This is a genomic window from Roseovarius lutimaris (assembly GCF_900115165.1).
Lineage (GTDB): Bacteria > Pseudomonadota > Alphaproteobacteria > Rhodobacterales > Rhodobacteraceae > Roseovarius > Roseovarius lutimaris.
On sequence record NZ_FOVP01000018.1, the window covers coordinates 84982 to 108457 of the forward strand.

Here is a 23476-nt window from a genome sequence, read left to right on the forward strand (position 1 = left end):
AAGTCTTGACGTTTCGGTCGGCGATACGTCGCGGTTTCCTTGGCCCTCGTCCCATCACAGCACCCTCTTGAGCGGCAAAACACCCGCCACAGGTTTTTGCCAGAACGCCCGCGCCATCGAGGCCGATGTTTTGGACGCGCCCAGATGATTGGGCGAAAGCGGCACGGATTTGTCTTGTGACACATCAATATAACCTGTCGCGAGCGGCACCAGATGCGCCCAGGACAACTCATCCCAGCCCTGAATCTGGCTCAACGGCGGCGCGCTATCCGCTTGCGCCACCCGTTTGCGCCCCTCAAATGGCAATTGTGGCCGATAGGGGCGATCCTGCATGCCTTTCATCCTGAAGCCATAGGTCATTACCGCCTCATCGCGCCGCGCCTGCCGCACGGCAAGCGATCCGACATCCAGACCAAAGCGCAACCGGCCGGCAGGCTCGTAGATCACAAAGAAAACCCGGTTTTCGACCGAGGGGTCCAACACCTCTTCGCGCGAAATCTCAAAGCCGAAATAGCTGGTATCGCCGCCGATCTTGCCGACAAAGCCTGGCGGAATATCCTGTCCTTTGCCCACTTTAAAGCCGTCATCGTCCTCGGCGATATTGATCGCCAGAACCGGATCGCCAAGCTTGCGCACGATGTCGCCACGGATCACCACGATCAGGTTCTCGCTGGCATTCCCGGCCCCCACGGGCACATTGCCGCCAAGCTTGGCCTGCCATTGATGGATTGGCGCGATATCGTCGCCCCTGGGATCGCCCGCAGGGTGGCCCCGGTCCCAGAACCGCTTGAAAATGGTGCCGCGCATATCGGTTGGAAATTCCCGCCAGCGCAATTCCCGATTCATCTCGTGGTTCATGCCCAACAGGAACGCCTCGACAAAGGGGCGGTTTTCCTCGACCACGGCGACCGAATTATCCGGCAGGTTTTCCGCCCCGGCAAACAGCGCGGTTTGGCTGACCTGTTGCAAGAGCCCGCTCATCGGATAGGCGATTTCGGGCGCGCGCCACACCGGCGTGACGGTTTTGCGCTCGTCTTCGGTCAAGCCGCGAACGCTGACAAACGCTTTATAGACAGGCAAGCGCGCCAGCATATTTGCCACCGGGGCCACCAGATCAACGCTGGAAAATCGGCGCACGGCAACCGTTGGAACGCGCGCCTCCTTGAGGCCTTCAAAGATCTCCATGTTAAAGATCGGCCGCAGCATTTCGCCGATTTCCACCGACAGCCTGCCCTTGAACGCGGGGTCTTTCAGGGCTTTGGTGGTGGGTTTGGGCGCATCTTTTGACGAGATCTTTCCCCGCAGGGCGGCGGATGTGTCGCCAGGCGCGGAGGGCATCGGCACCGCATCCCGCGCCTTGGGCGCGCGCCCCGACAGCGCCAGGCTGCGCTTGGCCGAAACATGTCTTAAACTGCGCGCGCTATTGCTCAGCGGCACGCCGTTCTCGGCCAGGCGCTGTGACACGCTCGTGCCTTTCACCACCTCCACGGCCCGGTGCAGCCCCTGTGACAAGGCCAGCGACACATCACTTGGCAGCCGTTCAAAATGGCGTCTGGTCAGCGCCTCGGCCATCCTTTGCGCCGCCTGCAAGCGCGCCAGCTTTTCGTTGGCCTCAACAATCTCGTCGTATTGCGTCCAGGCCAGATGGGCGAACATCTCCTGATTGCGTTTGACCAGTTTTGCGCCAAGCCCGGCCACCTGACGGAACTTCAGATCAAGGTTGATCTGATCAAACCACGCGCGGGTCTTGGCCTTTGCATAAGAAATGTCGGTCTCGGGCTTGTAGCGAAACCCATAGGGCGGGAAAGCCACCAGCGGGTCCTCATCGGTGTCCTCGGTGTGTCTCGCGCCGGTCATCACCTCGGTAAGCGTGTCGATCATCGGCGCAATCAGGTCTTTCGGCGTGTCAATTCCGGGCGGGTCTTTGCGCGGCACCTGCATGGCCGACTGGCGGGCAAATGTCGCCTTGGGAAAGGTCATGTCATAATAGCCGGGCGTCTGCGCCGAGACCCCGGTATCGCCGATCAAATCCGCGAGGTCATCAAGGTCCAACGCCTTGAGGCGCCTAAGCAAAAGCTCCACATCTTCCTGCGCATCCGTGGTGAAGCGCCAGTCAAAATAGCTTGGCAACTCAACCGGCCCCGCCGACAGGCCCCAGGCAAAGGCATCATAGGGCGAGGCCCTGGCTGTCTGTCCAAGACCGCTCAGGCGGCCCGCCTCATAGACCGGCACCAGAAAGCCATGATAGCTTGTCACCGGCCTGAGTTTGCGCAGGCACATGATGCGCGCAAAGTTCCCGTCGGCGTCGCTCTCAAGCACCGCTTGGGCGTTTTGCGCCGCGGTGCCGGTTGCCGTATCGGGAATACTGGCCTGCACATGGGCGCTGGCCCATAGAAACGCCGGATCAGGCAGGGACAGCGACCCGTCCTTGACCTGAATGCGCTTGAGCGTGCTGCGGCCGCTTTGCACGAATGAAAATTCACCGGCCTCAAGCACAATCAATGCCAGCCAAGGAATTTTGCGCGACGCGTTGCCGGTATCCAGAGAAAACCGCCAGGGGAAATCGGCATCGCCAAACTCGATTGCGGGAAAGTAATTCGGCTCGAACCCGCGCAGGCCGGGGCGCGGCTCGACCCGCGAAATCGCGTTGCGGTCGATGCTGTGCACATCACCCGGCCCGCGCAACGCAGAGCTGACGGCGACGCGCGCGCCCTGCGCTTGCCCGGCCTTTTCGATGCCAAAATCATAGGTCAGCTTTAGGCGCGCCTCGCCCGCGCCCGGCGCTGTCGCCAGGGCGGCCATGCCGGATTGCGCATGGGGCAGAAAGGTAAATCTCTCAGGCATCGGTCCCTCCCCCTTCGCTAAAGCCGACCGGCGGCAAAAATGTAATCGGTCATGACCGGGTTCACCTCATGCAGGGCGTCAACCGCAAGCGGCTGATCGAGACCCTGCACCAGATTCGAGGCCGCCGCGAATGAGCCAACGCCAATCTCTGCCATCATCAGATCGTCGCGAATATCCGGCTGAGGCCCCCGCCCGAGCGGGCCGGGCTGATGGTCGTCAAAGAACACTCCGATCTCGTCAAACTCTGCCTCGGCCACAAACACATCACCAACCGGTGCAGGCGCCGGGCCTGGCGACACAAATAGCCTGTCAACCCGCCCAACCTGCGCCCGAAGCTCCATCTCGCGGGCATTGAACCGGCCCACGATCTCGGTGACCACAGCGACCTGCGGCGTCAGAAAACCGGCGGCAACGGGCGGCGCATCGGTCTCGACAGGGATTTCGACGTATTCGTATTCATAGTGACTTTCGATGGCCTTGCTCGTGGCCCCGATCAGCCCCGGACCAGTGATTTCAACCCCGGCCTTGAGGCTGTCAAACGCCGTCGCGCGCAACCGTTCGGCATCGGTCAGGTTAAAGAAATGGCCATGCACAAAGCTCTGATTGACCGGCGAGGCAGCAACGCTTTGACCCGTCGCATCAAAAACCGCAAGGTCAAGCCGGGCGGGCCCGCCGGTAATCTGGCCTTCGCCGACCTTTTGAATGCTCACGTCAAGCGGCACCGCAGTTTGCATCAGACGCGCGCCACCCAGCGGATCAATCAGGGCCTCGCCCTCTTCGGCGGCCACAAAGCTTACCCCGCCAGAGCGGTTGAGCGCGGCGACCGCCTCGAACCCGCGGACCTTTTGCAATGCCTGACGCAACAGCGCCACCGGATCGGCCGAGGGCGTCGGCAGGCTTTGGCGTGCCCCCCAGCGATGAGTGATCGAAAACTTGACCTTCTTGCGCAGGATCGTGGCCCAGACCTTGCCCGAAATATAAAAGGTATTCGGCCCCTGAAGCCTCAGATCGAAGCCAAGGCTCAGCACGCTGTTGCCGTTGCGCAAAAGGCTTAGGCCGCCGCCCAGGGCGACGTCAAACGCGAAGGGGTCAAAGTAGACCAGCGCGTCAAGGTAGATATATCCCTCTGCCGCCAGCTGTCCGATGATCCAGAGATCAGGCCCGCGCGCATAAAGATCGGCGCGCGCCCCGAATTGCAGCGAATTCGAGGTGATCGCCGTATAACCCGAGATCGTGATGCGGGGGTTGTTGGTGCCAAAGGCCAGCGTGATCGCCCGCAGATCCGGCAGGTTCGACGGCTTGGGAAACGCCGGATGAAGCCCGCCGAAAGAGGCGACATGCTCAAGCCGGGGCGCCCAACCGGTGCGGATCGCGGCATCGCCCGACAGCGTATAGGTCAGTATCCGTGAATTCAGCAGGGTGGCATCAAAGCTGATGGTGCGGGCGCTGAAATCAATCTCACCGAAGAAAGTAATGCTGATCTCGACGATCGCCGCCTGCCTGGTGGGCAGCGCGACGCCAAGCCCGCCAAGAATGATGATGCGCACCTCTTGCCCGACCTCAAGGATCAGCCCAAGCTTGATATCCAAAAGCACCGGCTGGCCCCAGCCGATCTTGACCACCGGGCCGATGATGTGCTGCCCGCTTTGCGGTGGCATCACATTGGCCATATCCTCAAGGATCGAGGCCGCGTTCGCAATCGGGTCCGACGGGAAGATCAGATTATCAAGCCGCCCCTCGTAAAGCACGCTGCGCAGGGCGTCGCTGTCGATGGTGCGGTTGATGCCGATGAAACCGCCAACGCCGGTCAGGAAAAACCCGAAAGACAGCGGCACGCTGAATTCACCGAAGATCGAGGCAGCAAAGCTGAAGGTTCCCGGCGCGCCCGGCAATTCGGTGTTGAGGATGGCAAAGGCCGAAAACCCGAAGCTCTGGAATTTCAGGGCCAATGCGCCGCGATATTCGGTCTCGTCGATTGACAGGAATCCCCCACCGGTGATCACATCGCTTTGCAGCGCGAGCGCATAGCCCGACGGCGGCACAAACCCGAATTGCAGGTCTGTCCGGCCAAATAACCCGTCCGCATCGGGGGCCTCGATCAGGGACGCCGACACGCCGATATCCTCGGCATAGGCGAATAGCGGGCCGATGGTCAGATCACCGGTCGTGGTAAGTTTGATCGTCATCGGCTCGTCAAACTCAAGCTCGATGCCGAAATCGTAAATATTTACCGGGCCAAGGCTCAGCTCGACCGGAATGACGATCCCGAGGTTCGAGCCGCCTTCAAAATAAACCCCTTTGCCGGGGCGCCAGCCAAGGGCGAGATCACCGGCGTTGATCTCAAGCGGGCCACTCAGAACCCCGCCAAGCAAGCCGTCATCCGAGGGGTCGATCACCATTGCAAGCTGGCTGATACCGGCGGCGAGATAGCCGTCCAACTCCTGTCCCGATGCGGCCGACCCACCGGCCTTTACAGTGACCTGATCAATCTGCACCCGTGTTCCATTCGCCTCGCCGATCAAGACGATCTTGTCCTGACCCTGCGGCGGTGAAACCGTCATTTCGGCGCCGAACTCACCGTTGAATGCCCCGGCCCCGACGCCGAAATCGGCGTTGAACCCCGAGGGCCGCATCGACAGGACCATCCCGCCAAGCGCCCCGACAGCGCCCTCGACCGAGAGCGCGCCCTGCCCGCCGAACAGGCTTATGGCCTGATTGAGGGTGCCAATGGAATAGGGGCCGACGGCCAGCCCCCGGTCGGTGGCCGGGCGTTGCGGCCCGGCACCGGATACCGGAAACAAGGCCGCGCCGAATTCGGCCAGACTGGTATTGCCTGCCACTGCCGCAACCGGGGCCACGATCATTTTCGGGCTGTCACCGTCGCCCGCGGCACCGGGCAGGAAGTGCTGGATCTGCACATCCGTCATCTGTTCCAGCCGCGTCAGGCTCGCGATGGTTTCAAGAACCGCGCCAAGCCGGACAAGGGCCGTGTTGCTGTCGAAATCGACGCCCCAGCCATAGACCTCGCGGCCCCAGCCCTCGGGGTCACGAAACAGCTGCCCCAATCGCGCCCAGTTATAGCGGCTGTAATGATAGATCGCCCCGCGCCAGCGCGGGTCGGTTTGCTCCAGCACCGAGACCGTTTCATGGACGCCGAGAAACTGAAGCACCCGCAGCCCGGTATCGGCCCGGTCCCGCAGATAGTCGGTGAGCAACGCCGCCAGCACATCCCCGGGCAGCTTGCCGAGGTTTTCGGCCTTGTTGGGCAGGCCCGCCAGATCCTGTAGCGAGCTGAACGCATCACCGAAATCATCCAGATTGGTAAAGCTGGCTTGCGCAAGGGCGATGACGGCCCCCACGTCAATGTTGTCGATCCCGCCCTGCGCGACATCACTGTCAACCTGCGCGATCAGATCCCCGGCCGCCGTCGCCAGCGGCCCAAGGCTGTTGACCGCGCCGCCAAGCGCCGTGACATCTATCGAATAGCCGAACCTCAGCAGATAGTGCTCAAGCGCCTGTTCATCCTGAATTGCGGCACTCAATGGCGAAATGAACCTCGCCAATTCCGATAATACTGTTTTTACAAAATCCGACACGGGCTCCACCTGGTCAGCGATAAACCTACTGTTCTCAGAAATGCGTCAAAAATAACTTTGTAAGGAAGCCTAGACGCCAATCCTGCAACCTGTCCAGTTCAAAACCCGCAGCATTCTGGCTTACGCGGATTTCGGCGACACCGCCCGCCCCTGATGATGACACTCAAAAGGAGTGCGGGCGGGCGCATGCGCTCTGGCGTTACGTCTTGGCTGCGTCGCCAACCTGCATCGGGGCATCGCGACTCACCATGCGGATGACCAGCGGCACGTGATCGGACACGTCGCGCGTGAAATCCGCCACCGTTTTGTCAAGCCGCACGATGGCCGCGTCATCGCCGCTTATCGGCGACATGTGGACATCTTTGCTGACCACGATGTGATCAATCAGCGACCGATACCTTGCCCCGACATAAGACAGCGCGTTCTCGGCGGCGTCATCGGTGGTAAGCGTGAACAGATCCGGCGCATCGGTCAGAGGGCTGAGCACGTCGTTGTTCAGCGTCTCGTTAAGATCGCCGCCAAGCACCACAGGCAGCTTTTCGGTCTCGCGGATATCGGCAATCACCTCGGTCAGGATTTCGGCGGCAAGGCGGCGACGGGCCTTGCTTTGCGGATCACCGAAGGCTTTGAGGTGCAGCAGAATCATGATGAATTCCACCGGCTCGCCGCCCTTGGTGTTGGGCGCAACCTTGACGTTGGCGATCAGGGGGCGACGCGGAAAGGCGGTGCGTCCCGATCCGGTTTTCGCGGCCCAGGCGGTTTTGTGGCGGTTCAGGATCTTGGCGGAAATATTCACCTCGGTGGTCTTGCTGTCATAGAGAACGGCCAGATCCTGACGCCCTCTGACGTTGAGGTATTTATAGTCATAGCTCTGCCCGAGGGCCTGAAGCGATGTGATAAGGCGGTCCATCGCGTCTTTTTGCACTTCGACAAGCCCCATGGCATCCATCGACAGATGCCCCAGCACGCCCGCAACCGTATCGACCCGCGCATCGGAAATGGCATCGTTGAAATGTTCGATGTTCCAGAATCCGATATCGGCAAACTCAAGCGAGCCCTTGTATTCCGGCACTTCGACTTCCTGGGTGCTGGAGCCGGTGATGCCCGCGATATCAAAGAACCCGAGATGCGGCGAACTGTCGGGGATCGTCGAGAGCAGATCCACAAGACCAGGTGAGCCGGTCGCCTCGCTGTGCTGGCGGGCCACAAGATGCGACACGATCGCGGCGATGCGCACGCCCTCATTGGTGGTCACGCCGTTTTCGATCCACCCCGCATGGTGCAGGGCCACCAGATCCCAGGCGTTGTTGAACACCGGGCTGCCGGACGATCCCGGCTCGGTATCGGTTTCATACCAGACCACCTTGTCCTTGACCCGCAGCACGTCGTTGTTGTGAAGCGCGACCTCTTTCGGGCGGCCGCGCGGGTGCTGGATAATATTGACCTTTTCACCGCGCGTCACCGTCGAGGGATTGCGCAACAGCGGGATCGGGTCAAATTCATCCAGCGCCGGATCGTCACAGCCAACGATGGTGAAATCCAGCTCTTTTGAGGTCAGGAAAAACCGGTCCGGTTCAAGGTTGACCATCAGGCTGGCGCCGCCCTCTTCAAAGCGGAATTCGGCGATGGCCTCGCGGGCTTCCTCCTTGTCGGCGATGACGTGGTTGTTGGTCATGATGAACTTGCTGGTGGCGATCAGAAACCCGGTGCCGGACCCGCCCGGCAGGTTGACGCGACAGACCGAGGCCGCCGCGTCCGCCCCGCGATAGAGAAAGCTGGCCGGCAGGAAATCGGCCCCGCCCGAGATTTTCTCGAAGTGCAGCGAGATATCCTGTTCGATTTCCTTGCGGCGGTCTTCGTCTTCGGTTGGCGGCAACGGGGTTTCCAGCAATTCGCGGCCCCGGAAATCGACCAACTCGCGAAACGCCTGCGGTTCAAGATCCTGTGCGTCGATCATCGCCTCCTTGCCCGGTGACAGCGGGCTTGTGGCCCCAAATTCGGTGGTCGATCCGAACATCGAGGCGATGACCGCGCGGAATTTACCGGCAGCGGCGGCGTAACCGGTGTTGTTGGGGTGCAACTCGTCGTGCCAGTTGCCGCCCACCGCATTCAGACAGCTGACGCGCACGACCGAGCCCGGAAATTCGCCCGCCAGCGCGACCAGTGCCGCGTTGAAACGGTTGATCATTTCGGCCACAATCCGGGCCTGAAGCGCCTTATCCTTGATGCCAAGGCTGGCCATCGGCTTGCCCAGCCAGCGGGCGTTGTCGGGTTGGGCGTAATCATAGCCGTGGCACAGAATTTTCAGATTGGGGAATTCGGCCAGCAAGGCGGTAAAGATCGACCGATAGACGCCGATGATGTCCTTGAGACGCTTGCCAAAGGTGGCGTTGGGATAGTCCTTGGCCGGTCTGCCCGATTTGAACGGATGCACCGCGGTTGCCAGCATGCCGTCGCCCAAAAGATCATTGCCGCCGCCGCTGATCAGAAAGACATGCGGATTTTGCTGGCGCACCGCCTGCAAAATCTCGTCCTGATCCAGCATATCCTGCACCAGATCGCCCGCCGCCCCGAGACTATAGATCGCGTAATCGTCAAACAGCTGGTCGATCACATCGCGCAGCAGGAAGGGATACTGAAACCAGCTATCGCCTTCGGACACGATCCGAAGCCCGCTCCAGCCGTCCTGGATTTTGCGAAGGTATCTCCTTTGCCGCCGCCGTCTCGACATGGCGTTGAAAAACCGCATCGCCACGTCGGCCTCAACGCCTTCGTCATCGACCAGGTCCGGGTTGATCTGCACTTGCGGCGCAAAGGCATCAGAGGCGTCGGGCGCGGCCATGAGATAGGCGGCGATTTCCTCATCCGGGGTGTCGATATCGCGAATTTTGGCTTTAAGCTCGGACAGTGTGATTTGTTGTGTCATAAGGCACCTTTGGATCTATAAGTGAGGCCCGAAAACCGGGCAAAAACCGGCGTAAAAAACACCCTTAATAATTGAGTCCCGAAAACCATGGTTTGGGGCCTCCGCCCAGCATGCCACGGATATCGGCGAGTTCGCGCCGCAATGCGGCAACCACAGGGTGATCGGCCATTTCTTGCCGGTTCAGGAAACCATAGGCCGGAAATCAGGGCCTGACCTGATATTTGTCAAAAGCCACAAGCGGAATGGCACTACCCTTAGGTTGCATTCACCACGCGTCTGACAGGAGTGTTTCAGTTGACCGAGCCCGTATTAGTGACCGTGATTTTGAAACCCGTGCCGGACCCGTCCGGCACCGCGACGATGGCTCATGCCTTTGCAAAGCTGAAAGACTGGGCAGCCACACGAAATGTGACTGTGCAGACCCCTGTCAATACCGACGCGGAAACCCTGCGGTTTGCGGCTGTTCTGACCTCTGATGAGGCTCTGGCAGACGCGCTGATTGCGGATCTTTTGGGCAAGGCGTTTGTTGACACCAGTTACAGAAAGCCAGCTGACGCGCTTCCCTAGTTAATTTTCAACCAAGGAGGAGTTCAAGACATGACCGACGACACATTGAACACCGCGCCGGCATCGCCGCGCGAAACCATCGTTGTGATGCAGCCCGACGCGGGCCTGCGGTCTTCGGCCGGGCGATTTGAGACAACCACGGCCGAGCCGGTCTCGGACCTTGAAAAGGTTCTGAAAAAATACAAGGCCAGCATGTTGCCGATGTTCGGCAGCACCGAAGAACGTGTCGAACTGGAGATGATGGAGGAATCCGCCGAGGGCGATGCCCCCATGCCAGAGTTGAACCGGTTCTACAGGCTGGACGTGGACGACGCCAAGGCCGAGGAGGCCGCCGAGGCCCTCGCCAAGCTAAGCCAGGTCGAGGCCGCCTATGTCAAACCCGGCGCCGAGCCGCCGGTGATGCTGGATGACGGCCCGGCACCGGGACAGGACGAACCCCCGGTGACGCCGAATTACGTGTCGCGTCAGGGCTATCTCGATCCCTCACCGACCGGCGTTGATGCCAGGTGGGCCTGGGCACGCGGTGGCGGGCGCGGCCAAAACGTGCGCATCATCGACATCGAAGGTGCCTGGCGGTTTACCCATGAGGATCTGCGCCAGATGCAGGGCGGCGTGGTCGGCGGCACCCAATCCACCGATATCGGCTGGCGCAATCACGGGACGGCTGTGCTGGGTGAATTTTCCGGTGATCACAACAGCTTTGGCATCTCGGGGATCTGTGACCACGCCACGGCATCGGCGGTGTCGATCTTTGGCGGCATGGGCTCGGCGGGGGCGATCCGCCACGCCACATCGCGGTTGCGGCGCGGCGATGTGATTTTGCTTGAATTGCACCGCCCGGGGCCACGTCACAACTTTCAGTCGCGCGGCGACCAAAAGGGATATATCGCGATTGAATGGTGGGAGGACGATTACGCCGCCATTCTGGCCGCAACCCGGCGCGGGATCATCGTGGTCGAGGCCGCCGGCAACGGCGCCGAGAACCTTGATGACAACCTCTATCAAACGCGTCCCGGCGGATTTCCCGGCAGCTGGACCAACCCGTTTCGCCGCTCGAACCGGGATTCCGGGGCGATTGTCGTCGGGGCCGGTGCGCCCCCGCCCGGCACCCATGGGCGCAACCACGGGCCAGACCGCTCACGGCTCGATTTCTCGAACTACGGCGCGCTGATTGATGCGCAGGGCTGGGGCCGCGAGGTCACAACCTGCGGCTACGGCAACCTTCAGGGCGGCGGCGAGGATGTCTGGTACACCGATACGTTTTCGGGCACATCATCGGCCTCGCCGATCGTGGTGGGCGCCATCGGCTCGTTGCAGGGCATGGCCCGCGCACGCGGCACGGCGGTTCTGAGCCCGGCCAAGGTGCGCCAGTGCCTGCGCACGACCGGTGCGGCGCAAACCGACGCTCCGGGGCGCCCGCGCACGCAGCGCATCGGCAACCGGCCAGACCTGAAGGCGCTGCATCGCTGTGCATTTGGCCCCATCATCAAGGCCAAGGAAATCACCAAGGAAACGGTGAAAGAGATCGAAAAGATCAAAGAGCGCAAAGAGTTCATCAAGGAGATTGGCGAAAAGGATTTCAAGGAGGGCAAAGACAACAAGGAGATCAAGGAATTCAAAGAAAAAGACAAGGATCGCTATGAAAAGGCCCTTGAAAAGCGGTTTGACAAGCAGCTTGAGAAACGGGTCGAAAAGCAGGTGGAAAAACAGATCGAGAAACAGGCCGAAAAACAACGCGAAGGCGGCCTGACGCCGACCGGTGGTGACATCGAGACCCGCATTGCCTCGCTTGAGGCGATGGTGGGCGATCTGACGCATTTCATCACCTCGGAACTGCGGCCAGATCTGGCGCAGGGCGCGCAGGACTATGCCGGGGAATACGATGACCCCGAGCATGCGGCACGGGTGGCCAAGGATGAAAAGGACGGCAAGGATACCGAAAACTTCTGATGCCATTCTGGCCTCGCCGCGTTGTCGGCGGGGCCATTTCTTTCGGCGAAAGCTATTGATATGATTTTGTTTTTATGCTCCCCCAACGACGTTTCGGCGCGTTGGTTCGTGGCGGCGCTGCGGCGTCATCACGGTGTTGCCGCTCAGATCATCACCCCGCAGGAACTGGTCTATGCCCCCGATATGCAGCATCGCCTTGACGGACCCGAGACTTTTGGCAGCGTGACCCTGACATCGCACGGCAGGCTGGACAGTGGCTCGATCCGTGGTGTGGTCAACCGGCTGGAGTATTTGCCCGACGCGCATCTCGCACGGGTCAATGCGACCGACCGCGCCTATATTCAGCAGGAGTTGCTGGCGATCTGGTCAAGCTGGATAAGCGCCCTGCCCTGTCCCGTGATCAACCGGCCAACGGCGATTTCCGTGACCGGGCCGTTGTTTCACCCCGCCATCTGGCAGCATCATGCGGCGGCGGCAGGTCTGGCATCGGCGCCGATGCTCTATGACGTTGACCTGCCTGATCCGGTGCCACCTGCCCCGGTGCACTCTGTGATCGTGTGCAAGGACCAATGCCACAGCACATCTGTGCCGCCCGATCTGTTCAGGGCCTGCCGCGATCTGGCATATTATGCCGGGTTCGACATGCTCGAGGTGATGTTCGGGCGGGGACCGACGGGCACGGTGTTTTCGCATGCCTCGCCACTCCCGGACCTGAGCCGCGCGAAGCCGGGCCTTGTGGCCCAGGTGGCGCAGATATTTCAGGAGGGCGCGCCATGATCGTTCTGGCCGGATTGCCCGATGAGCCCCCCATTGCGCGTGTCGCGACGGCGCTTGACGATCTGGGCATTGCCTTTCGCATGATCGACCAGCGCCGCCACGCCGATCTGCACCTGTCGTTTGATCCGGCGGGTGCCCAGGGCGTGTTGCAGGGCACACTGCGCTGCGCGGGGGAAGAGGATATCGCCCTTGAAACGGTCACCGGCCTTTATCAGCGGCTGCATTCCGACGAGAGCTTTCCCGAGCTGTGCGAGTTGTCGCGGGACGCTCCGGCGCGGGTGCGGTTTGGGCGGTTTGTGACGCTTTTCACGGTGTTTTCCGATCTCTCAACCGGCAGGGTTCTGAACCGGACACCGGGGATGGGCACCAACAATTCCAAACCGTTTCAGGCGCAAATCATTGCGCGCTGTGGTTTTGGCATTCCGCGCACCCTGATCACCAATGCGCCGGATCGCGCGCGGGCCTTCGTGCAGGAGGCCAGGGCGCAGGGCCGTGAGGTGATCTTCAAATCCGCCAGTGCGGTGCGCTCGATCGTGCGCAGCGTGACGGACGAAGATCTGGCCCGGCTTGATCGCCTGCGCATCTGCCCGGTGCAGTTTCAGGAGCGTGTTGAGGGCCGTGATGTGCGGGTGCATGTGGTGGGTGACGAGGTCTTTGCCACGCGCATCACCACGACCGGCGTCGATTACCGCTATGCCAGCCGCGACGAAGGCGGCTCTACCGATCTTGAGCCGTTCGATCTGCCGCCCGAGGTGGAGAAACGCGCCATCGCCTTGTCGCAGATGCTTGATCTGCCGCTGGCCGGCATTGATCTGCGTGAAACACCGGGGGGTGACTGGGTCTGCTTCGAGGTCAACCCAAGCCCCGCCTATTCCTATTACGAGGCCAACACCGGCCAGCCGATCTCGACGGCGATTGCCCGCTATCTGGCGGTCTGACTGGCGTCATATCCGGCCCCGACACGAAAACGGCCCCCGGTCCAGATATGACCGGGGGCCGATTGCGCCCTGTGTTGCCTCAGCGTGAAACGCAGAAAGAGCGCCACATCGTCGTGTGTCGGCTGACCGGGCCGAAGTAATTCGCGGCAGGCGAAAAGTTGAGCTGGATCGCCCGATCCCAGGCCCGGAAATGCACCGTAAAGCCACAAACATCCGGCAATTCGGTCGGAACGCTTTGCGCCGCCGCAACGGATGCATAGGCCGCTGTCAGATCAAACCCGGTCTTGAGCGGCACAAGGATTGAGTTCGGGGGCTGTGTGCCCTTGCCGTCAAGATCGGCCCGACCGTCATCGAATTCGGGTTGATCGGCCGCAGTGGTGATCATATGGGCGTTCACGACAAACCCACCGGACCAACGCAGATCGTATTTCCAGAAATGATCGTCATTGATCCGGCCCTTCATGTCCAGAACCACATCCTGACCGTTACCGTCGACCTTGCATTGATCGCCAAGCGGCGAGGTCGCGGAGGCGCGATAGATGTCAAACCACATGTCGCCGGTGCCCGACGAGGTTTGCAACAGGTTGTCAGGCAGGCTGATGCGGTCATTGTCGATCTGAATGGGCACAGCACCGCTGACATAGGTGGGGGCCGGGGCCCCGATTTCACGCATCACCAGGCGAACCCGGACCAAAGCATCGCTTGCCCCTTCAGTTGAATCCCAGACCGCCAGACTTGGCGGGTCGCCGCAGCCGTCGAACCGGCGGTAATCGGTCACCGTGAACCAGCCCAATGTATCGCTGTCATAAACGTCATTGCGCGAGATCGGACAGGGCGATGCGGGGGTCGGACGCACCATGCGGCGCCAGTTGTCGCTGGCCAGATGCACGACACCGGGATCGGCAAAAGTTGGAAACCCCGCGCCCTGATCGACCTCTACCCGGTATTCGAATTTGGCAAGATCGGGGCAATTCACCACTTCGGGCATCGAGCCCTGAATGCGGATATCATTGGCAAACGGCCGCTGCGTGACGCCTGCAAAATCGGCCAGACCGGTTGTCGGGTCGATCACGCCGACCTCGACATTGCTGATGAAGGTGATCGACGGCGGCGCGCATTGCACCACGTCGCCGACGTTCTCATGCAAGGCATCAAGCCCGAGATCGCGGGTTGCCGGTTCCAGCGTTTTCAGCAGATCCCCCGCCTTGAGCCAGATCGACGGCCCCGGCTGAAGCACATCGCCATCGGTAAAGGGGGTTCGCCCGAAGCCAACGATTTCGGTCGACATCAACTCGACCGGGACGTTCTCGATCGGGTCGAGCGCCGGGGTAAAGGCATCAAGCCCATAATCCGCGCCACGCACCGGAATGCCCGCAGGCAAGGCCGGCAAAAGCGAGGCGTTCGAGCGGACAATCACACCGTCGCGCGCCGACAGCAGATCCCCATCGAGAAACATCGGCTTGCCGATTTCCGGTGGCGTGCCCTCGGTCGAGAACCAGATATCGACATCAAGCTCTTTCAGGATCCCCGCAAGCTGATCGGGATTGTCCCGGAGCCTGCCACTGCGCGCAAGCTCTGCAACACGGCGAAGCCGGTCCTCCTTGCCGACAAGGGTCACGGCATCAAGGCCCAGATCAAGTGAGCGCGGCAGTTTGAACCGCGCCAGCAGGGCCGCGTTGGGAATAACCCCGCCATTCGTGAACAACAGATCACCTGCAGTGAACTGATCGCCATTGGGGCTGTCAAGCTCGGTGGAAAAGGCAAGCAGGTCGCGTTTTTCGCCGACCGACGCGACCGCATCAAGGCCAAGGTCCACCCGCGAAATATCGAACTGGCGGATCAGGTCGGCATTGCGTCGACATATCCGCGCACCGACCGACACATGCCAGGCCAAAAGGTCACCATCCGAGATGATCGGATTGCCATCTGCGGGTTTGGGCCCCCGTGTCAGAAAGTCTTCGGAGGTGGAAAACAGCAGGCCACTGCATGGATCGTCTTGCGCCAATGCGCGATCGGGCAAACCGGCGGCAGCAATGAAAAGCCCGCCAAAGGCGGCGGCCAAAAGCGGCCTGAACCGGCCCCTCTGACGTGATACATATTGAACACTCATCGACATATCGAGTTCCTCCAATAAAATTTCTTGTAGTCACAAAAGCGTATGCGCAATTGGCTGAACAAAATTGATTACAATCAATCTCGGGTTGATTTTCTGCATGCCGCCGCCGCAAAAGCTACGCCAGACCAGCTTTGCCTGCGTCATCTTGCGTCCGCCCCCGCAGGTCCGACCAGAGATCACCCGCCTTTGCCGATTGAGGCAAATCAACTTGAGGCTGCCGGAAATACGACATCATGGGCTTCGGGCCGTGACCTTGTAGACGCGGTTTCGGAGGAGCGGATCAACGTATCAGCACGCGCGTGGTCTGCGCGAATTCAACAGATCGCAAGGAGGGTGATCATGCCGTCTCTGTTTTGGAAGTATGTGCCGAAGAACGCGCGGCTCTATCGATAGCTCAACCGGCTTTTCGGGCTGCGCTCATTGGACTGGCAGGCGCAATCCCCCCTGCCCGTCGCGCGACGCTATGCCAAGGCGGTCGCCGTGAACGACAAGATCTATGTGTTTGGCGGCCAGGAGAAGGAAAGCTGTTATGCGGACCCGGTGTTTTTGACCTCTGTTCTGGCGACGGCGCAACCGGTCACCGAGTAACGGGCCGTCAAATCTGCAATCGGGTCTGATTGATCAACATCAAAGGTCTCGGACCCGATCCATGCCATAAAGAAAGTCTCGCGGTGGGGCGCAGGGCACTTGAAACACGCCCCCTCAACGCGGGGGCGAACAGATACCTGACATCAGAGGCCGCAGTCATGGCAAAAAAGAAATCCAAAGCGGAGGTGCTGCCGAAAGGGCTGGCGCCCGAGGCGCTGCGCGTGGCGTGCGATCCGGCGGAGCTTGGGTTTGAAACCACCGCCGAACTTGGATCGTCCCCGATGACAATCGGGCAGGACCGCGCCATCGACGCCATCAACCTCGCGGCCAGCATCACCCACAAGGATTTCAACATCTACGTTCTGGGCCGCATGGGGATGGGGCGCCATGATACGGTGTCCAAGCTCATTTCCAAACAGGCCGCTGACCGCCCCGCCCCGTCGGATTGGGTCTATGTCAACAATTTCGATGCCCCGCACAAACCAAACGCCATGCGGCTTCCGGCAGGCTCTGCCTTTGTTCTGAAGTCCGCAATGCAGCATCTGGTCGACGATCTGGCCAATGAGATTCCGGCGCTGTTTGAGTCCGAGGAATATCAGACACAGCGCCGCGCCATCGAAGAGGAATTCGGCCAAAGACATGAAGAGCCGATAGCCGAGTTTGCCGAACGTGCCGCGAAAGAGGGCGTCGCCCTTTTGCGCACTCCGATGGGGTTCATGCTGGCGGCAATTGTCGATGGCAAGCCGATCAAGCCCGAGGTCTATGAGGCGCTTGCCCCCGAGGAACGCAAGGCAATCGACGCCAAGGTCGAACGCCTGCAAGAGCATCTCGCGAAGGTGTTGCAACACGGGCCACAGCTTGAAAAAGAGTATCGCCAGCGGATAGAAGGCCTGCACGCAGGGCTGGCCGAGCGTGTCGTGTCGCTTCGGGTCAAGGAGGTCGCGGATCAGTTTCGCAAGAATGCCGAAATCGGCGCCTATCTGGAGCATGTTCGCAAGGACATGATCTCGAACGCCGAGTTGTTTCTTGTCTCCAAGGAAGAGACGAACGACGGTCCCTTCCCCGAAGTGATCCGCAAATTCCATCTTGAGCCACAGTTTGACAGATACGCCGTGAACATCATGGTGTCGCATGACGTGTCCAAAGATGTCGCCGCGCCGGTTGTCAGCGAAGACATGCCAACCCTGCATTACCTGAGCGGCCGGATCGAGCATATTTCGGAAATGGGCACGCTGGCGACCAATTTCACCCTGATCAAGCCCGGCGCGCTTCATCGGGCGAATGGCGGCTTTCTTGTGCTTGACGCCGCGCGCCTGCTATCCGAGCCCTACGCCTGGGAGGCGCTCAAACGTAGCCTGCAAAGCCAGTCGATTTCGATCAGTTCGCTTGGCGAGCGGCTTGGCCTCGTGTCGACCGTTTCGCTGGAGCCTGACCCGATCCCGCTGGAATTGCGGGTGGTGCTGATCGGCGACCGGCGTTTGCACATGCTGCTTTGCCTGCTCGATCCGGAATTCAATGAGTTGTTCAAGCTACAGGCCGATTTTGAGGATGACCTGCCCAGAACGGCCAGGACCACCCGCCTTATGGCGCGGGTGGTGGCGGGTTATGCCCGGCAGGAAAACCTGCGCCCGATGACGGCTGGTGCCGTGGCGGCGCTGCTGGATCATGCGGTGCGGCTGGCGGATGACAGCAAGAAGTTCACGCTTCAACTTGGGGCGCTGAAAGACGTGATGCGCGAGGCAGACCACTATGCCGGGCAATCGGGCACGGCGTCGATCACAGATGCCGACATATCTCAGGCCATCGCGCAGGCCGACAGACGGGCCTCGCGCATTCGCGAACGCCTGCAAGAAGCGGTCACGCGCAAGACCATTCTGATCGACACTGTCGGATCGGCGGTTGGACAGGTGAACGGGCTTTCTGTCATCGGCACCGGGCAGTATAACTTTGGCCGCCCAACGCGGATCACCGCCCGCGTCAGGATGGGCGCGGGCAAGGTGGTTGATATCGAACGCGAGGTTGACCTTGGCGGGCCGCTGCATTCAAAGGGCGTGCTGATCCTTGGCGGATTTCTCGCCTCTCGTTATGCGCGCGACGTGCCGATGTCCTTGCAGGCCAGTCTGGTGTTTGAACAAAGCTATGGCGGAGTTGACGGCGACAGCGCCTCGTCTGCCGAGCTTTATGCGCTGCTGTCGGCCCTGTCGGGCGTGGCGATCCGTCAGGGGCTGGCGGTCACCGGATCGGTCAACCAGAACGGCGAGGTTCAGGCCATCGGCGGCGTCAACGAAAAGATCGAAGGCTTTTTTGATACCTGCAAGGCGCGACGCCTGACCGGCAAACAGGGCGTTCTGATCCCGGCCGCGAATGTCGAGCACCTGATGCTGCGCCGCGATATCGTCGAGGCGGCCCGGGCAGGCAAATTCAGGGTCATTGCGATCAAGACCATTGACCAGGGGATCGAGGCGCTGACCGGGCGCGTGGCGGGAAAACGCAAACGCGGCGGCAACTTTCCCGAGGGCAGCATCAATGCGCTTGTGGAAGCACAGTTAAGGGCGTTTGCCGAGACCCGCCGACGCTTTGCCAAAGACATCGAGGCCCTGCCAAAAGCGGAGGATGGCAAATGACTGTCCCGCCGCACGCTGAAACACGCATTTTGATCGGTGCCGGGTCCTTTGTCGATGCCACCGCCGCCCTCAGGATCGTGGCCCGGCTGGCGGCTGGTGTGAACGTCACCTTCGGCGGACTTCTGATCGAAGACCGTGACACGCTGGATATGTGTCATCTGCCGAATCAGCGGGTGGTATCGGCCGGCGGCTCGCTGGTCTGCGCCCCGAGCCCGTCGCAACTTCGCACCCTGATGGCGGCCGATGCCAAGGCCTTTCGGCGCTCATTGGCAGAGGTTGCCGGACCTGTTGGCGCCGCCTGGACGTTCGAGCAATCCATCGGCGATCTTGTGCAACAGGCGCTGACCGCTTCTGCCGGTTGGGACATCACCATCGTCGGGCACCGAAGCGTTCATCCGATGCGGGGAAAGGTCATTTCGCTTCGGGCCGCGACCGATGCCGATGCCGCGCTGAACGCGTTTTCTGACCGGTTGGCGACGAGCTTGTCGGCCGAGCATCTTGTGTTTTCGGTCGGTGATCTATCCCGCGGATCAGCCGGGTCATTTGCCTTCGCAAGCCTGGAAGAGGCCTTGGTCACGCTGGCGCGCATGAACGTGCAGGCGGTGCTTCTGGACCTTTCTCATGGCCCGGTTCACACCTCGGATCAACTGCGTCGCTTGCTGGAGGTCTCGCGCTGTTCTCTGTTTGTGTTCGGGGCGGCGGCCCTGAACGAGCAGCTTGAGCACAGCACACAAATCCCGCCCTCTCCGACGCGCCGCTAGATCTAGCCGCAAGGCGCACGTTCGCGTCGCTGTCGACCAAACAAAAAGCGCGCCATTTGAGCAAAATCAACAAATCCGCGCATTCGCCCGGTAAACTGGCAAACAGAGATCGGGGGTGGCAGATGTTTGCAAACGCCGTCAGGATATTCACGCTGAACAAGTTTGACATCAAGGTTGATCCAAGCTGGCTGTTGATTGCGGCGCTGATCACCTGGAGCCTGTCACGACAGTATTTTCCGGCTGTCCTTCCGGGGCAGACGCCCGGTGTCTATCTGGTCATGGCGATCGCTGCGATGCTGTGCTTTTTCGGCTCGCTCCTGCTGCACGAACTGGCCCATTCGGTCGTGGCCCGAAGTTACGGCGTGCCGATCAAAAGCATCACCCTGTTTCTGTTTGGCGGCGTTGCCGAGCTTGAGGCAGAGCCGCAAACCGCAGCGGTGGAATTTCAGGTGGCCCTGGCCGGGCCGGTGATGAGCCTGGCACTCGCCTTTGGGTTCTGGGTTTTGGCCGGGGTCGTCACGATGGTGTCAATGCCCGCGCCGATCATCGAGGTGCTGTCCTACCTGTCGTTGATCAACCTGGTGCTGGCGCTGTTCAATCTTGTTCCGGCCTTTCCGCTTGATGGCGGGCGGGTCTTGCGGGCCTATCTTTGGCACCGAAGCGGCGACATGCTGCGCGCCACCGAAACGGCGGCAAAATCCGGCACGGTTTTTGCCTATGTCTTGATGGCTTTCGGCCTGATGGCCCTGTTTCGGGGCGCGACGGTTGCCGGGCTCTGGCAATTGCTGATTGGCGGTTTCGTGCTTTTTGCCGCCAGAGGAAGCTATCAGACGCAATTGATGCGCACCACTTTTGCCGGAAAGACGGTTCAGTCGCTGATGACCGCAAACCCCAGGGTTGCCGGGCCGGAAATGACCCTCGACGACCTGGTCAACCGGGTCATGTTGCAGCATCGCATCAGCTTTGTTCCCGTGGTCGAGGATGGCGCCCTGCTTGGTCACATCGACACGGCAGTGCTTGGCGGGATCGACCGGGAAAACTGGGCCAGCACCCGGGTTGACGATGTTTTCACCACTCTGGACAGGGCCGCCAAAGTACGCTCTGACATGCCGGTCCGTGACCTGATGTCCCATATTGCAAAAACCGGACGGCGGAAATTTCTGGTAACAGACAATCACGCGCTGCTTGGTGTCATCACACTGGCAGATCTGACGGCCTATCTCAACCTCTCGGAATTGCTTGGGCACCCGGTGACGCTGGCCCCGAAATCATGAGCGGGACCAGCGCGCGAAGCCAATTGTGGCTTGCGTCAAACCTTAAGATATTGGCATCTTTGGACAACGAGACGGGACAGCCCTTGAAAAACACCGCCCAGGACAGCGCCTTGCTGAAGGCAATCATGGACGCCGCCGTTGACGCGATGATGGTCACGGATGCGCGGGGCGTCATCCTGCGCGCCAATCGGGCAGCCGGGCAGATGTTTGGATACGACATACCCGAGATGATCGGGCAAAGCGTGAGCGTGCTGATGCCCGATGCCTTCGCCGCGCTGCATGACGGTTTCATGTCGCAATACACACAGACCGGCGAAACGGATATCATCGGCATCGGCCGCGATGTTGACGGCCAGCGCAAGGACCAGAGCTTTTTCCCGCTGCATATTTCCGTTGGCGAAGCAGAGGTGGCCGGGGACCCCTTGTTCGTCAGCATCCTGCATGACCTGACCCATCGGCATACGACCCAGGCGGCCCTTGCCCGGTCTCAGCGGCTGGATGCCATCGGCCAGATGACAGGCGGCATCGCCCATGATTTCAACAACCTGTTGACGATTGTGATCGGCAATCTGGAATTGCTGGAAATGCGCGACGCGACCGACCAACAGATGCCGCTGATCCGCGATGCTCTGGAGGCCGCCGAACTTGGCGCCGATCTGACCTCGCGGCTGATGGTTTTCGCGCGCAAAAGCAACCTCAAACCTGTGGAATCCGACCTTCGGGATCTCTGCAAGGGCACCCTGAACATCCTGAAGCGCACGCTTGGCGCGGCCTATACGATCAAGACAGAGTTTGAACCGGGGCTGAAACCTGTCATGGTCGATCCGGTCGAATTGCAGTCGGCCTTGATAAACCTTGCGCTCAATGCACGCGACGCCATGGCCGAAAAGGGCGAACTGCTGATTTCCCTTGGCAATGTCACCATCGACGATACCTATATGGCGCAGGAAACCGATATTGCCTCTGGCGAATATGTCCGCCTGTCGGTGAGCGACGATGGCAAGGGCATGTCCCCCGAGGCACAGCGGCGCGCATTTGAACCCTTTTTCACCACAAAAGCCGACAGTGGCGGCACCGGTCTTGGCCTGTCGATGGTCTATGGCTTTGTGCGTCAGTCCGGCGGCCACATCACGCTTTATAGCGAGGTCGGGCATGGCACCAGTTTCGGTCTTTATTTCCCGGTTGCACGCAATAGCGCCCAGACCGGAACCGCCAGAGCAGACCACGCCACCCCGGACGCCCTGCCACGTGGGGATGGGGAGGTTGTTCTTATCGTCGAGGATAACGCGAAAATCCGAAAGCTTGCGGTTGATCGCATCCGCAAGCTTGGCTTTCAGACCAAAGAGGCCGAGAGCGGGGATGCCGCTTACGCAATGCTGAAAGCGGGCTTGCAGGTTGATGTCATTTTTTCAGACCTGGTGATGCCCGGCACCCTGAGCGGATATGAACTCGCCGCCAGAATTGGAACCGAATTTCCTTCGGTCAAGATCTTGCTGACATCCGGCTATGCCAGCGATGTGGTCACCGAAAAAATGCCGCACGCGCAGCGCCAGGAAATCCTGCACAAGCCCTATCACTATGCGGACCTGGCGCATCGGCTTCAGCTGCTTCTGGCCTCGCGATCCGAGGATTGAGAAATCTCGACGTCGCCGACAAAGCTATAGCCGATGCCGCGTACGGTTTTGATCAACTTGGGTTCTGACGGATCGCGTTCGATCTTTTTGCGTAACCGTGCAACCTGATTGTCAATTGTGCGGTCAAGCGGGTTCCATTCTATGCCGCCGGTCAGGTCCATCAGCTGATCGCGTGACAAGACACGCTTCGGGCGCTCCAGAAACACCGTCAGCAGCTTGAAATCGCCGGTTGTCAGCGCACAGTTGGTGCCATCCCTGTCCAGCACTTCAAGGTGATCCGGCAAAACGGTGATCCCGTCAAAGCAAAACCTGCTGCCGGTCTCGATTTGTGTCGGCCCGGTTGCGTCGGCCACGGGGTGATCCGCCACGCCAGAGCCGCTTGTTCTGCGCAACACACAGCGCACGCGGGCCACCACTTCGCGGCTGTGAAACGGTTTGGTGATGTAGTCGTCGGCGCCGATTTCCAATCCGACCACGCGATCAATCACGTCGTCTTTGCCACTCAGCATGATGATCGGCACCTGAGACAGGGCGCGGATCCGGCGCGCGATGTCCAGACCGTTATCGACACCCAGATCGAGATCCAGCGTGATCAAGTCAGCCGCAGAGGCCCTGAGCTGTGCCAATGTCTCCTCGGCGTTCCCGGCCTCGGACACGGCAAGCCCTTCAGCCTCCAGGAGATTGCGCAAGAGGGTTCTGATTTTTGGATCATCATCAACCACAAGGATCATCTTTTGCGCCATGGCTTGTCCCACTTTTCTTGCAAATCGGTTAAGTCAAATAGCTGTCGTCACCCCGGTCCGGCGGGCCGTGCGACCCCTCTGATACAAATTGATGCAAAACGTTGCATGTGAACTCTAACCCAAATTACAAAGACCTTC

General features: G+C 60.5%; 14 protein-coding genes. 9 read left to right on the plus strand and 5 right to left on the minus strand.

Going from position 1 to position 23476, the window contains the following annotated elements; genetic code table 11:
- Positions 1–54 precede the first annotated feature (54 nt).
- The 3 genes from BMZ91_RS15755 to BMZ91_RS15765 form a co-directional block, all read right to left on the minus strand.
- Positions 55–2844: a hypothetical protein gene (locus BMZ91_RS15755; RefSeq protein WP_143076358.1), complete on the minus strand. Its 2790-nt coding sequence runs from the start codon at positions 2842–2844 to the stop codon at positions 55–57.
- Between the two features lie 17 nt (positions 2845–2861).
- Complete coding sequence (locus BMZ91_RS15760; RefSeq protein ID WP_092840958.1) at positions 2862–6386, minus strand: DUF6603 domain-containing protein; 3525 nt, start codon at positions 6384–6386, stop codon at positions 2862–2864.
- 253 nt (positions 6387–6639) lie between these two features.
- Positions 6640–9366, minus strand: coding sequence for a trypsin-like peptidase domain-containing protein (locus tag BMZ91_RS15765; protein ID WP_092840960.1), 2727 nt, complete (start codon positions 9364–9366; stop codon positions 6640–6642).
- A gap of 294 nt (positions 9367–9660) precedes the next feature.
- Between BMZ91_RS15765 and BMZ91_RS15770 the strand changes: the two genes are divergently transcribed.
- From BMZ91_RS15770 to BMZ91_RS15780, 4 genes are read left to right on the plus strand one after another with little or no spacing between them, the layout of a single operon-like run.
- Positions 9661–9933 carry a hypothetical protein gene (locus tag BMZ91_RS15770; protein ID WP_143076359.1) on the plus strand — a complete coding sequence of 91 codons (273 nt, stop codon included), beginning with the start codon at positions 9661–9663 and terminating at the stop codon, positions 9931–9933.
- A 30-nt stretch (positions 9934–9963) separates the two neighbouring features.
- Entirely contained in the window at positions 9964–11883 is a 1920-nt protein-coding gene (locus tag BMZ91_RS15775) for a S8 family peptidase (protein WP_218145677.1), read from the plus strand.
- A 60-nt stretch (positions 11884–11943) separates the two neighbouring features.
- On the plus strand, positions 11944–12660 hold the full coding sequence (locus tag BMZ91_RS21515) for a hypothetical protein (protein ID WP_177193891.1): 717 nt from the start codon (positions 11944–11946) through the stop codon (positions 12658–12660).
- Positions 12657–13598 carry an ATP-grasp domain-containing protein gene (locus tag BMZ91_RS15780; protein WP_177193892.1) on the plus strand — a complete coding sequence of 314 codons (942 nt, stop codon included), beginning with the start codon at positions 12657–12659 and terminating at the stop codon, positions 13596–13598. The genes BMZ91_RS21515 and BMZ91_RS15780 overlap by 4 nt, the downstream gene beginning before the upstream one ends.
- Before the next feature lie 79 nt (positions 13599–13677).
- Here the strand turns inward: BMZ91_RS15780 and BMZ91_RS15785 are convergent, their stop codons facing one another.
- Positions 13678–15714, minus strand: a complete 2037-nt coding sequence (locus tag BMZ91_RS15785; protein WP_092840965.1) for a hypothetical protein — start codon at positions 15712–15714, stop codon at positions 13678–13680.
- 420 nt (positions 15715–16134) lie between these two features.
- On the opposite strand from BMZ91_RS15785, the gene BMZ91_RS15790 reads away from it, so the two are divergent.
- The 5 genes from BMZ91_RS15790 to BMZ91_RS15810 all read left to right on the plus strand — a co-directional run bounded on the left by BMZ91_RS15790 (position 16135) and on the right by BMZ91_RS15810 (position 22595).
- Positions 16135–16302: a hypothetical protein gene (locus BMZ91_RS15790; protein ID WP_177193893.1), complete on the plus strand. Its 168-nt coding sequence runs from the start codon at positions 16135–16137 to the stop codon at positions 16300–16302.
- 158 nt (positions 16303–16460) lie between these two features.
- Positions 16461–18926 (plus strand): Lon protease family protein, encoded by a 2466-nt coding sequence (locus BMZ91_RS15795; RefSeq protein ID WP_092840969.1) that lies wholly within the window; start codon positions 16461–16463, stop codon positions 18924–18926.
- On the plus strand, positions 18923–19687 hold the full coding sequence (locus BMZ91_RS15800; RefSeq protein WP_092840971.1) for a hypothetical protein: 765 nt from the start codon (positions 18923–18925) through the stop codon (positions 19685–19687). Before BMZ91_RS15795 ends, BMZ91_RS15800 begins: the two co-directional genes overlap by 4 nt.
- Positions 19688–19809: 122 nt before the next feature.
- The gene (locus tag BMZ91_RS15805) at positions 19810–20961 is read left to right on the plus strand and encodes a site-2 protease family protein (RefSeq protein ID WP_092841009.1); all 1152 of its coding nucleotides are present in this window, start codon (positions 19810–19812) and stop codon (positions 20959–20961) included.
- Positions 20962–21044: 83 nt separating this feature from the next.
- Positions 21045–22595: an ATP-binding protein gene (locus BMZ91_RS15810; protein WP_092841011.1), complete on the plus strand. Its 1551-nt coding sequence runs from the start codon at positions 21045–21047 to the stop codon at positions 22593–22595.
- On the opposite strand, the gene BMZ91_RS15815 is transcribed toward BMZ91_RS15810, so the two are convergent.
- Positions 22562–23338, minus strand: coding sequence for a response regulator (locus BMZ91_RS15815; RefSeq protein WP_092840973.1), 777 nt, complete (start codon positions 23336–23338; stop codon positions 22562–22564). The genes BMZ91_RS15810 and BMZ91_RS15815 overlap by 34 nt on opposite strands.
- Between the last annotated feature and the right edge of the window lie 138 nt (positions 23339–23476).

Coding starts and splice junctions, on each gene's coding strand:
- BMZ91_RS15755 (WP_143076358.1), bottom strand. CDS start 2,844: ATGCCTGAGAGATTTACCTTTCTGCCCCATGCGCAATCCGGCATGGCC.
- BMZ91_RS15765 (WP_092840960.1), bottom strand. CDS start 9,366: ATGACACAACAAATCACACTGTCCGAGCTTAAAGCCAAAATTCGCGAT.
- BMZ91_RS15775 (WP_218145677.1), top strand. CDS start 9,964: ATGACCGACGACACATTGAACACCGCGCCGGCATCGCCGCGCGAAACC.
- BMZ91_RS21515 (WP_177193891.1), top strand. CDS start 11,944: ATGATTTTGTTTTTATGCTCCCCCAACGACGTTTCGGCGCGTTGGTTC.
- BMZ91_RS15780 (WP_177193892.1), top strand. CDS start 12,657: ATGATCGTTCTGGCCGGATTGCCCGATGAGCCCCCCATTGCGCGTGTC.
- BMZ91_RS15785 (WP_092840965.1), bottom strand. CDS start 15,714: ATGTCGATGAGTGTTCAATATGTATCACGTCAGAGGGGCCGGTTCAGG.
- BMZ91_RS15795 (WP_092840969.1), top strand. CDS start 16,461: ATGGCAAAAAAGAAATCCAAAGCGGAGGTGCTGCCGAAAGGGCTGGCG.
- BMZ91_RS15800 (WP_092840971.1), top strand. CDS start 18,923: ATGACTGTCCCGCCGCACGCTGAAACACGCATTTTGATCGGTGCCGGG.
- BMZ91_RS15805 (WP_092841009.1), top strand. CDS start 19,810: ATGTTTGCAAACGCCGTCAGGATATTCACGCTGAACAAGTTTGACATC.
- BMZ91_RS15815 (WP_092840973.1), bottom strand. CDS start 23,338: ATGGCGCAAAAGATGATCCTTGTGGTTGATGATGATCCAAAAATCAGA.